This window comes from Salipiger sp., from assembly GCF_059781815.1.
Window position 1 is genome coordinate 1 of the sequence record NZ_JBYNAH010000195.1, and the last position, 10,012, is coordinate 10,012.

Sequence of the window (10,012 nt, forward strand, 5' to 3'; positions counted from 1 at the left end):
AGCGCAGGTCGCTGTCGAAGAAGGCGCGCAGGTCGGGGATGCCGTATTTCAGCATCGCGATGCGGTCGATGCCCATGCCGAAGGCAAAGCCCTGCCACTCGTTCGGATCGATGCCGCCGGCGGCCAGCACCTTGGGATGCACCATGCCCGAGCCCAGCACCTCGAGCCAGTCGTCGCCCTCGCCCACCACGACCGAGCCGTCCTTCCACTGGCACTGGATGTCGACCTCGGCCGACGGCTCGGTGAAGGGGAAGTGCGAGGCACGGAAGCGGGTCTTCACCGTGGTGCCGAAATAGGCCGAGAAGAACTCTTCCAGCACCCACTTGAGGTTGGCCATCGAGATGTTCTTGTCGATGGTCAGCCCCTCGACCTGGTGGAACATCGGCGTGTGGGTCTGGTCGTAATCGGCGCGGTAGACGCGGCCCGGGCAGATGATCCGCAGCGGCGCGCCCTGCGCCTCCATCGAGCGGATCTGCACCGGCGAGGTGTGGGTGCGCAGCACGTGCGGCGGGCGCTCGTCGCCCTCGGTGCGGTGCATGTAGAATGTGTCCATCTCGGCGCGCGCCGGGTGGTGGCCCGGGATGTTGAGCGCGTCGAAATTGTACCAGTCCTTCTCGATCTGCGGGCCCTCGGCCACCGAGAAGCCCATGTCGGCGAAGATCGCGGTGCACTCTTCCCAGACCTGGCTCACCGGGTGGATCGAGCCCTGGCGGCGGGTGCGGCCCGGCAGCGTCACGTCGAGCCATTCCGAGGCCAGCCGCTCGTTGAGCGCGGCATCGGCCAGCGCCGCCTTCTTGGCGGCGAGCGCGCTGTTGATCTCGTCCTTGAGCGCGTTGAGCTTCGGGCCCATGACCTGACGCTCTTCCGGGCTCATCTTGCCGAGGCTGCGCATCTGAAGGCTGATCTCGCCCTTCTTGCCGACCGCCTGCACCCGCAGGTCTTCGAGCGCCGCCTCATCGGCAGCAGCCCCAATCAGCTCGATGTATTTTCCGCGCAGATCGTCCATCTCGGCACCCTCGTATCCAGGAGTTGTCCGTCACCTAGCGGGGCCGGTGGAAAGACGCAAGTCGCAGGGGCAAAACCCGCGCGCCAAGGCCGATTGCGTGGCCCCTCTCTTGCGGCTAGAACGGGCGGGCGCACGGCCCGTTAGCTCAACTGGATAGAGCAGCTGACTTCTAATCAGCAGGTTCGGGGTTCGAGTCCTCGACGGGTCGCCAGCGCTTTCCCCAACGCGGCGAATAGCCCGGCCCGATGGACCGGGCCGGTCTCTCAGAGCGGTTTCACGATCGGCTGCAGCGCCTGCCAGAACAGGCCGCCCGAGGCGCCCACAACGGCGAGCTGGACCCAGGTCCACTTGAGCCGCACGCCCTTGTGCTTCGACGCCTTGAATTGCTTCTCGACATAGGTCCGCTCGAGCTTGAAGAGCTGCTTGGTGGCCCAGCTCAGCGCCGAGCCGAGCGCCCCGCCTTTGCCAATGATCTCGAGCAGCGGCGCCGGCAGGCCGTTCTTGGTCTCGTGCAGCAGGTAGCGGACGGTGTCGGCGGGCAGGTCGAGCTCGAGGAACAGCCAGTTGGTGTGCACGACGCCGACCTTGGGAAGTTCGATCCCCGCCACCAGAACCTGCGTCCGCATCGCGCTGGCGACTTCGAATTCAGACGCCTTGGCGATCTCGGGATCTTCGGGCAGCGCCTCGAGCTCGGGCACCAGCGCCGCATGGGCCTCGATGATCGCCTCGAGCTCGGGATCGAGCGACATGCTCTCGACATAGTCCTGCGGGGACTTGCCCAGCTTGGCGGTGAGCTGTTCGGTCAGGGCCTCGAGCTGCTTGGCGGAGGTGTCGGGAAGGGCATAGGGAATGGTGGGGGCGTCGGTCACTGGAAAACTCCAAAAATGGAAACATGCAATCAGTGATTGAAACCAGACCCACCACTACCGCCTGAGTCAACACTTCTTCTCGCCCCGCATCGCACCGGAAGAATGCGGCGGAACCGGCCCCACGGGCCTTTGCGACTGACACGACACGAAAAAACCGCGCCCGGAGCCCCGGACGCGGTTTCTATCATTTTTCGAAGTTTCGGACCGCTCAGGCGGCCAGAGCACCCTTGGCCTGATCCACGATCGCACCGAAGGCTTCGGGCTCGTGAACGGCGAGGTCTGCGAGGACCTTGCGGTCGACCTCGATGCCGGCCTTGGTCAGACCGTTGATGAACTTCGAGTAGGTCAGAGCCTCGTCATGGGCGCGGACGGCTGCGTTGATACGCTGGATCCACAGGGCGCGGAAGTTGCGCTTGCGGTTCTTGCGGTCGCGGGTCGCGTACTGGTTCGCCTTGTCGACGGCCTGGGCTGCAACCTTGAAGGTGTTCTTGCGACGGCCGTAGTAGCCTTTCGCCTGATCGAGAACCTTCTTGTGACGGGCGTGGGTGACGGTACCACCTTTGACTCGTGCCATGTGTCTAGCCTCCTATCAGCGGTCGTAGGGCATGTAGCCCTTGACGATTTTTGCGTCGGGAGCCGACAGCGTGGTGGTGCCGCGAGCGTCGCGGATGAACTTCGTGGTGCGCTTGATCATGCCGTGGCGCTTGCCGGCCTGACCTGCGACGACCTTACCGGTGCCGGTCACCTTGAAGCGCTTCTTGGCGCTCGATTTTGTCTTCATCTTGGGCATTTCCGTCTCCTTGACGTTCTGCGGTGAACGCGCGACTCGGCATGCCACTGAGGGCCGGACGCGCGGTAGGAGGCGCTCCTATAGGCGCGACAGGGCTTTGATGCAAGCGGGAATCACCCACTCTGGCGGGCCGCGACGCTATCTCACGAGATCGGCGATCACGCCATAGATCGCGTCGGGCACGTCCTGCGCGGTATAGCCGCCCGGCTGCATGGTATTGCCGTGCAGCAGCACCGCAACCGCCGCCACGGCCAGCACACCGCCGATATAGGGCCGCCGGCTGTCGGCATAGGCCGAGAACAGCGCCAGCGTGGCGCAGATCGCGAGAAACAGGCCAAGGACGAGGAACTGCTCGGGGGTCATGCGGCAGAGGCTAGCATGGGTCCGCGCCCGTGTCGCGAGACCGTTTCACCAAACCGGCAGCGCCAAAGGAAAGGCCCCCGCGCCTTGCGACGCGAGGGCCTCTGGTGTCCTCCTGCGGCAGGATCACTCCGGGTCGGTGGAGTAGATCAGGCGCTCGTCGCACGGGGCGACGCGCAGGATGTTGGTGGTGCCGGGCATGTTGAACGGCACGCCGGCGGTCACGACGATCTGATCCTCGGAGCCGGCATAGCCCTGCGCCCGTGCGGCGCGGGCGGCGTTGACCACCGCCTGCTTGAAGCGCTCGAGCTCGCCGGTCATCACGCAGTTCACGCCCCAGGTCAGCGACAGGCGACGGGCGGTGCCGCGCAGCGAGGTCATGGCGATGATCGGCACCCGCGGACGCTCGCGCGCCACCTTGGCCACCGTGGTACCCGAGGAGGTGAAGCAGCAGATCACCTTGATGTTGGCCGACTCGGCGATCTCGCGCGCGGCGGCGACGATGCCGTCGGCCACGCCAGTCTTCTGGATGTTGCGGCTGGCCTCCATGACCTCGGTGAAGGTGCTGTCCTTCTCGACGCCCACGGCGACGTTGTTCATCGTCGTCACCGCCTCGACCGGGTACTGGCCGGCCGCCGATTCCGCCGAGAGCATCACCGCGTCGGCGCCCTCGTAGATTGCCGTCGCCACGTCGGAGACCTCGGCGCGGGTCGGCATCGGGCTCTCGATCATCGATTCGAGCATCTGCGTCGCCACGATCACCGGCTTGCCGGCGGCGCGGCACTTGCGGATCAGGCGCTTCTGGATCGGCGGGACCGCCTGCACCGGCAGCTCGACGCCGAGATCGCCGCGCGCCACCATGATGCCGTCGGAGGCTTCGAGGATCTCATCGAAGCTCTTCACCGCCGAGGGTTTCTCGATCTTCGACAGGATCGCGGCGCGGCCGTCGCAAAGCTTGCGCGCCTCCTCCACGTCCTCGGGGCGCTGCACGAAGCTGAGCGCCAGCCAGTCGACCCCGAGCGCCGCGGCGAACTCGAGATCCTTGCGGTCCTTCTCGGAGAGTGCCGCCAGCGGCAGCACCACGTCGGGCACGTTGACGCCCTTGCGGTTGGAGATCGTGCCGCCCGCTTCGACGATGCAATTGGCGAAATCGTCGCCGCACTCTTCCACCCGCAGGCGGATCTTGCCGTCATTGACCAGCAGATGCGCGCCGACGCCAAGCGCCTGAAAGATCTCCGGGTGCGGCAGGCAGACGCGCTTCTTGGTGCCCGGCGCCTTGTTGAGGTCGAGGCGGAAGGTCTCGCCCCATTCCAGCTCTTCCTCGCCGTTCTCGAACTCGCCGACGCGGAGCTTCGGCCCCTGCAGGTCGGCGAGGATGGCGATCGGGCTGTCGAGATCCTTCTCGACCTGCCGGATGGCGCGGTGGAGCTTGGTGATGTCCTCGTGGGTGCCGTGGCTCATGTTGAGGCGGAACACGTCCGCCCCCGCCTCGTGCAGGGTGCGGATCATCTCGTAGGTGTTGCTCGCCGGGCCAAGGGTGGCCACGATCTTCACTTTGCGCAAACGTCTCATTTTCCGTCTCCCTGCTGCTGCGCCGGACCGGCGCCGCATTTCGTTCAGCGTTTAAACCAGTTACCGCTAACGTCCTCTTACCCGGGGTATTGCGCAATTCCCTTCATGGCGCAACTGCTCTAAACGGTCGGGTGCGAACAAGACGGCTGCCATGACCTACACACCATACCAGATAGAAGGAGAGGGCCGGAAAGGGCGCTTTCTGGTCACTTGCGATCATGCGACCAATACCGTGCCGCCGGATCTGGGGGGAACCCTTGGCCTGCCCGACGAGGACATGGCGCGACACATTGCCTATGATGTAGGCGCTTTGGGAACCGCACGCGCGCTGGCCGAAGCGCTCGACTCGCCGCTGGTCTGGGCGGATTTCTCGCGGCTGGTGATCGACCCGAACCGCGGCGAGGACGATCCCACGCTTCTGATGCGGCTTTATGACGGCTCGATCATTCCCGGCAACCGCCACGCCGACGAGGAAGAAAAGGCGCGCCGCCTCAACGCCTATCACCGCCCCTACCACGCCGCGCTCGAGCTGCTGGCCGCCTCGCGCGGCGAGGTGGCGATCGTGTCGGTGCACTCCTTCACCCGCCAGCTCCGCGGCCGCCCCACCCGGCCGTGGCATCTGGGCATCCTGCACGCCTGGGACGCGCGGCTCTCGGATCCGCTGATCTCCCGGCTCGAGCAGGAGCCCGACCTGACCGTCGGGCGCAATGAGCCCTATCCCGGCCACCTGCCCGGCGACGCCATCGACCGGCACGCGCTGCGGCATGGCCGGGTGAACACGCTGATCGAGGTCCGCAACGACCTCATCGAAACGGACGAACAGCAGGCGCACTGGGGTGCCCGGCTGGCGCCGCATCTCGTTGCGGCGCTCGACGAGGTGCCCGAGTAGGCCCATCTATAGAGACGAACGGAGGACACCATGGACGACCAGACCCGAATCGAGCTCGAGGCCGCCGCTTTCCGCCGGCTGCAGAAGCACCTCATGGAAGACCGGCAGGACGTGCAGAACATCGACCTGATGAATCTCGCCGGCTTCTGCCGCAACTGCCTGTCGCGCTGGTATCAGGAAGCCGCCGCCGAGCGCGGCATCGAGATCGGCAAGGAAGAGGCGCGCGAGATCTTCTACGGCATGCCCTATGACGACTGGAAATCGCTGCACCAGACCGAGGCCGACGACGCCAAGAAGGCCGCCTTCGAGACAGCCTTTGCGGAGAATGTCGGCAAGGAGAGCTGAGCCGGCGGCCCCCATCGGCGGGCCTTGCGGCTCGCCAGAAATCGAAAAAGGCGCGGACCCACGGTCCGCGCCTTTGTTTTCGGAACTCTTGGGCGAGGCCCTTAGAGGTTGCTGTCGCGGGCGCGCAGCTGGCGGGCGCGGGTCAGGATCGCATCCTCGACCGCGCGCAGCGTGGCGCCATCGACCGGGCCGCCGCGGGTCATCAGCGCGACGTTGAGCGAGCGCGCGTCGAGCGCCGGGTCCGAGATGTAGATCGTCGCGCGGTAGGACTGGCCACCGCCCGGCGGAGTGCCGTAGCCGGTGGTGATCACGCCGGTGAAGGGATCGACCGTGTCAACCGGCAGGAAATCCAGCACGTCAAGCGAGGCATTCCAGATATAGCGGTTCACCGCGCCGACCTTGCCGGCATCTTCGCGCGCCTTGAAGATGTCCCAGATGGTGGAATCGGGTTTGCCGTCGCGGCCGTAGATCTCTTGCTCGATGATCTCCTGCGATGTCTCGGCATTGCCCGGCGGCACATTGCGCGTATCGGAGCCCTGTCCGTCGAACCAGCTGTTCACCGTCCCGCAGCCGGAAAGCAGCAGCAGCCCGCCCGTAAAGATGGCACCTGTCGCTGTCCGCATAAATCTCATCCGCTCAAGCTCCTGCCCGTCTTTTGTTCCGCACCTGCATACTCGCGCGCAAGACGCGCGACAAGTCGGGAATGCCTTGAGGAAATGCCCCCAGCCGGGACGGACGGCAGGTGCCTCGGCATCGTTGTGGCAATTGCGCATCACTGATTTGCTTGTTGCCCGACCGTCCCAGCCCGCAGTTGCAAACGAAGGGTCCGAGGGCGCATAGAAAGCCCATCAAGGCCGGGCTATCCGGATTGGTACGTGCCTTACGAACACATGAGGGAAACAATGAAAAGCATTCTGTTTGCCACCACCGCGCTGGTTGCAACCGCAGGCGTCGCCTCCGCAGAGATCGCACTGTCCGGCATGGCCGAGATGGGTATCTTCGACAACGGCAACGACGACACTCAGTTCTTCACCGACATCGACGTCACCTTCACCATGTCCGGTGAAGCAGACAACGGCCTGACCTTCGGCGCGTCGATCGACCTCGACGAGTCGGATGGCGACCCGTCGGGCGCATTCGGCGGCTCCACCCAGGGCGGCGAAGCAATCTTCATCTCCTACGGCGGCGCAACCCTGACCATGGGTGACACCGACGGCGCTCTCGACGCTCGCGTGCCGGAACTGGCGCTCGCAGGCGGCTCGCTGAACGACGACGAAACCACCCACCTGGGCTTCAACCACTCCGACGGTCTCGACTACGACTCCGACGGCGTTGGCCTCTCGCTGGACGGCTTCGGCGACGGTCAGATCGCTCGCTTCGACTACGCCTACGACGCGTTCACCTTCTCGCTGTCGGCTGAGCAGATCGCAGACGGCGCAGACGTTGACGGCATCGGCAACACCATCTGGGGCATCGGTGTGTCCTACGGCGGCACCGTGTCGACCGTCGACCTGACCGTCGGCCTCGGCTACCAGTCGCTGGAAGATGTTGCTGACATCACCACCATCGCTGGTGTTGCTGGCTTCTCGAACGGCTTCTCGGCTGGCCTGACCTACACCAATGCAGACCTCGACGACTCCATCCTGGACGGCGAGATCGAGCACTGGGGCATCGGCGTCGGCTACGAGATGAACGCTCTGGCCCTCGGCCTGAACTACGGTGAGTACTCGATCGGCGACGACGACAGCACCTCCGGCTGGGGCTTCGCAGCTCTGTACGACCTGGGTGGCGGTCTCGAAGCACGCTTCGGCTACGGCTACTCCGAGTTCGACATCGCAGGTACCGAAGACGACTTCGACACCTACTCGCTGGGTCTGCGCATGAACTTCTAATCTCCCCGGAGATTGAGGTAAGGGAAGAGCGGGCATTTGCCCGCTCTTTTCTTTTTGTCCGACCAAAAGGTGCCATCCGCCATGCTGCCGCTCTCTGCCGACACCAAGGCCCGGCTGATGAAACAGGCCGCAAGCGACATGGCGCAGGGCCGTCTGGCCAAGGCCCGCAGCGCCTTGCAGCAGCTCGCACTGGCCGAGCCAAAGCGGGCGGATTTCCCCTACCAGCTGTCGCGCATCGCCTTCGAAGAGGGCGACCGCGAGACCTGCCTCGCGCAGCTGCGCAAGGCGGTGAAGCTCGCCCGCGACAATCCGCAGCTCACCCGGCACGCCGCCGAACGCTTCCGCCATCTCGGCGCCAGCGAGGAGGCGCTCGCCGCCTATGACCGGCTGATCGCCGCACAGGGCAAAACATCGGGTAAATCGCTCGGCACGCAGGCCGACAAGGCGCATTATCTGCAACATCTCGGACGCTTCGACGAGGCCGAGACGATCTTTCGCAAGCTGCTCAAGCAGCACCCGAACGAGGCACAGCTCTACCGGATCTTTCTTGGCGGCAAGACCCTCTCTCCCGGCGATCCGCTCCTGCCGGCGATGGAGACGCTCTGGGCCCGCAAGGACCTGCCCGAGCCCGCCCGCATCCAGCTGGGCTATGCGCTTGGCAAGGCGCTGGACGAGACCGGCGCGCCCGATAAGGGCTTTGCCTGCGTCGCCCGCGCCAACGCGCTGCAGCGCAAAGCCGCCCCCTTCGACAATGCCGCGCAGGATCGCGAGTTCGCCACCGTCCGCGCCGCGCAAGCCGACCTCCCCGCCCTGCCCCCTGCAGAGCCTGCCCTGAGCCCCCGCCCGGTCTTTGTCACCGGCATGCCGCGCTCGGGCACCACGCTCGTCGAGCGCATCCTTGCCGCCCACAGCGAGGTCAGCGCCGGCAACGAGCTCGGGCTGGCCCTCAAGCTGGCCTATGGCACCTTCGGCGCCGGCGAGCAGATGCGCCCGATCCGCGACGCCGCCAAGCTCGAGGCTTTCGCAAAGCGCTACACCACGCTGGCCCGGCGCGACGTGCCCGGCGACAGTCCGGTGATCACCGACAAGTCGATTCTCTCCTACCTGATCATCGGCCTGCTGCACCGCGCCCTGCCTCAGGCGCGCTTCATCGTTGTGCAGCGCGATCCGCGCGACATCGCCCTGTCGATCTACAAGAACTACTTCAACACCGGCAGCCACCGCTACGGCAACGACCTCGCCGACATCGCCCACGCCATCAAGCGCTTCCGCAGCTTCGTCGCGCATTGGAAAGAGGCCCTGCCCGGCGTGGTGCATGAGATCCGCTACGAGGCGCTGGTGTCTGAGCCCGAGCCGCAATCGCGGGCGCTGATCGCCGCGGCGGGGCTTGACTGGCAGGACGCCTGCCTCGATTTCCACAAGAACAAGAGCGGCGCCGTGAAGACGCTCAGCGTCAGCCAGGCGCGCCAGCCGATCTATACCGGCTCGGCGCAGGCCTGGCGAAAACACGAGCGCGAGTTGCAACCCTTCATCGAGGCGTGGGGAGACGAACCATGGGACTGACCGACATCCGCGAGCGCGTGGCCAAGGCCGAGGCAAAAGCCGGACGGCCCGAGGGCGCGGTGCAGCTGATCGCGGTGAGCAAGGTGCAGCCGATCGAGCGCGTCGAGGCGGTGCTCGAGGCGGGCCACCGGCTCTTCGGCGAGAACAAGGTGCAGGAGGCGCAGGGCAAGTGGCCGGCGCTGAAGGAGCGCTTCGAGGGCGTCGATGTGCACCTGATCGGGCCGCTGCAGACCAACAAGGCGCGGCAGGCGATGGAGCTGTTCTCGGCGATCCACGCGGTCGACCGCCCGAAGCTCGCCAACACCCTGGCCCGGCTGGCGCAGGAGCTGGGGCATTGCCCGGATCTCTTCGTGCAGGTCAACACCGGCGAGGAGCCGCAGAAGGCCGGCATCCTGCCCGCCGAGGCCGATGCCTTCATCGAGGAGGTGCGCGGGCTCGACCTGCCGCTCAAGGGGCTGATGTGCATCCCCCCCGTGGACGAGACCCCCTCGCTGCATTTCGCGCTGCTGGCCAAGATCGCCGAGCGCAACGGGCTCGAGGGGCTGTCGATGGGCATGTCGTCGGATTTCGAGCAGGCGATTGCGCTCGGGGCGACTCACGTGCGGGTCGGCTCGGCGATCTTCGGAGAACGCGATTACGGGTGAGCCGACGGCCGCAACGATGTCGGAACGCCGGGCGCCGCCGCGCCATCGCCGGCCCGCGGGGTGGCGAAGCGGCGCTTTGAGC

The 10,012-nt window shown here is 66.0% G+C and carries 12 protein-coding genes and 1 tRNA gene; 6 read left to right on the top strand and 7 right to left on the bottom strand.

The genetic code is table 11. From position 1 onward, the window contains the following. Positions 1-1,006 (bottom strand): phenylalanine--tRNA ligase subunit alpha (gene pheS / locus AC6RA4_RS19065; RefSeq protein WP_500163070.1); only part of this gene is annotated, 1,006 nt, incomplete at its 3' end. Positions 1,007-1,140: 134 nt separating this feature from the next. Here pheS and AC6RA4_RS19070 point away from each other — a divergent pair. After that, a tRNA-Arg gene (locus AC6RA4_RS19070) sits at positions 1,141-1,217 on the top strand. 52 nt (positions 1,218-1,269) lie between these two features. On the opposite strand, the gene AC6RA4_RS19075 is transcribed toward AC6RA4_RS19070, so the two are convergent. The 5 genes from AC6RA4_RS19075 to pyk all read right to left on the bottom strand — a co-directional run bounded on the left by AC6RA4_RS19075 (position 1,270) and on the right by pyk (position 4,597). Continuing rightward, positions 1,270-1,875, bottom strand: coding sequence for a hypothetical protein (locus AC6RA4_RS19075; protein ID WP_500163072.1), 606 nt, complete (start codon positions 1,873-1,875; stop codon positions 1,270-1,272). Positions 1,876-2,083: 208 nt separating this feature from the next. Then, positions 2,084-2,449, bottom strand: coding sequence for a 50S ribosomal protein L20 (gene rplT / locus AC6RA4_RS19080; protein WP_007796779.1), 366 nt, complete (start codon positions 2,447-2,449; stop codon positions 2,084-2,086). 15 nt (positions 2,450-2,464) lie between these two features. After that, positions 2,465-2,665 (bottom strand): 50S ribosomal protein L35, encoded by a 201-nt coding sequence (gene rpmI, locus AC6RA4_RS19085; RefSeq protein ID WP_007796782.1) that lies wholly within the window; start codon positions 2,663-2,665, stop codon positions 2,465-2,467. 138 nt (positions 2,666-2,803) lie between these two features. After that, positions 2,804-3,028 carry a hypothetical protein gene (locus tag AC6RA4_RS19090; RefSeq protein ID WP_500163075.1) on the bottom strand — a complete coding sequence of 75 codons (225 nt, stop codon included), beginning with the start codon at positions 3,026-3,028 and terminating at the stop codon, positions 2,804-2,806. Between the two features lie 123 nt (positions 3,029-3,151). Next, a complete protein-coding gene (gene pyk, locus AC6RA4_RS19095; protein ID WP_500163077.1) occupies positions 3,152-4,597 on the bottom strand; it encodes a pyruvate kinase in 1,446 nt (481 codons plus the stop codon). Positions 4,598-4,748: 151 nt separating this feature from the next. On the opposite strand from pyk, the gene AC6RA4_RS19100 reads away from it, so the two are divergent. Both AC6RA4_RS19100 and AC6RA4_RS19105 read left to right on the top strand, forming a co-directional pair. Next, positions 4,749-5,486, top strand: coding sequence for an N-formylglutamate amidohydrolase (locus AC6RA4_RS19100; RefSeq protein WP_500163079.1), 738 nt, complete (start codon positions 4,749-4,751; stop codon positions 5,484-5,486). 30 nt (positions 5,487-5,516) lie between these two features. Continuing rightward, a complete protein-coding gene (locus AC6RA4_RS19105) occupies positions 5,517-5,831 on the top strand; it encodes a DUF1244 domain-containing protein (RefSeq protein ID WP_500163081.1) in 315 nt (104 codons plus the stop codon). A gap of 101 nt (positions 5,832-5,932) precedes the next feature. Here the strand turns inward: AC6RA4_RS19105 and AC6RA4_RS19110 are convergent, their stop codons facing one another. Further along, the gene (locus AC6RA4_RS19110) at positions 5,933-6,454 is read right to left on the bottom strand and encodes a DUF3576 domain-containing protein (RefSeq protein ID WP_500163083.1); all 522 of its coding nucleotides are present in this window, start codon (positions 6,452-6,454) and stop codon (positions 5,933-5,935) included. Positions 6,455-6,733: 279 nt separating this feature from the next. Here AC6RA4_RS19110 and AC6RA4_RS19115 point away from each other — a divergent pair, with 279 nt between their 5' ends. The 3 genes from AC6RA4_RS19115 (at position 6,734) to AC6RA4_RS19125 (ending at position 9,930) form a co-directional block, all read left to right on the top strand. Next, the gene (locus tag AC6RA4_RS19115) at positions 6,734-7,723 is read left to right on the top strand and encodes a porin (protein WP_500163085.1); all 990 of its coding nucleotides are present in this window, start codon (positions 6,734-6,736) and stop codon (positions 7,721-7,723) included. Positions 7,724-7,804: 81 nt separating this feature from the next. Beyond that, positions 7,805-9,286: a sulfotransferase family protein gene (locus AC6RA4_RS19120; protein ID WP_500163087.1), complete on the top strand. Its 1,482-nt coding sequence runs from the start codon at positions 7,805-7,807 to the stop codon at positions 9,284-9,286. Continuing rightward, positions 9,277-9,930 (top strand): YggS family pyridoxal phosphate-dependent enzyme, encoded by a 654-nt coding sequence (locus tag AC6RA4_RS19125; protein WP_500163089.1) that lies wholly within the window; start codon positions 9,277-9,279, stop codon positions 9,928-9,930. The genes AC6RA4_RS19120 and AC6RA4_RS19125 overlap by 10 nt, the downstream gene beginning before the upstream one ends. Positions 9,931-10,012 lie beyond the last annotated feature (82 nt).

Excerpts from the sequence above, each read along its gene's own strand:
- rplT (WP_007796779.1), bottom strand. The coding sequence starts at position 2,449 with ATGGCACGAGTCAAAGGTGGTACCGTCACCCACGCCCGTCACAAGAAG.
- rpmI (WP_007796782.1), bottom strand. The coding sequence starts at position 2,665 with ATGCCCAAGATGAAGACAAAATCGAGCGCCAAGAAGCGCTTCAAGGTG.
- AC6RA4_RS19090 (WP_500163075.1), bottom strand. The coding sequence starts at position 3,028 with ATGACCCCCGAGCAGTTCCTCGTCCTTGGCCTGTTTCTCGCGATCTGC.
- pyk (WP_500163077.1), bottom strand. The coding sequence starts at position 4,597 with ATGAGACGTTTGCGCAAAGTGAAGATCGTGGCCACCCTTGGCCCGGCG.
- AC6RA4_RS19100 (WP_500163079.1), top strand. The coding sequence starts at position 4,749 with ATGACCTACACACCATACCAGATAGAAGGAGAGGGCCGGAAAGGGCGC.
- AC6RA4_RS19105 (WP_500163081.1), top strand. The coding sequence starts at position 5,517 with ATGGACGACCAGACCCGAATCGAGCTCGAGGCCGCCGCTTTCCGCCGG.
- AC6RA4_RS19110 (WP_500163083.1), bottom strand. The coding sequence starts at position 6,454 with ATGCGGACAGCGACAGGTGCCATCTTTACGGGCGGGCTGCTGCTGCTT.
- AC6RA4_RS19115 (WP_500163085.1), top strand. The coding sequence starts at position 6,734 with ATGAAAAGCATTCTGTTTGCCACCACCGCGCTGGTTGCAACCGCAGGC.
- AC6RA4_RS19120 (WP_500163087.1), top strand. The coding sequence starts at position 7,805 with ATGCTGCCGCTCTCTGCCGACACCAAGGCCCGGCTGATGAAACAGGCC.
- AC6RA4_RS19125 (WP_500163089.1), top strand. The coding sequence starts at position 9,277 with ATGGGACTGACCGACATCCGCGAGCGCGTGGCCAAGGCCGAGGCAAAA.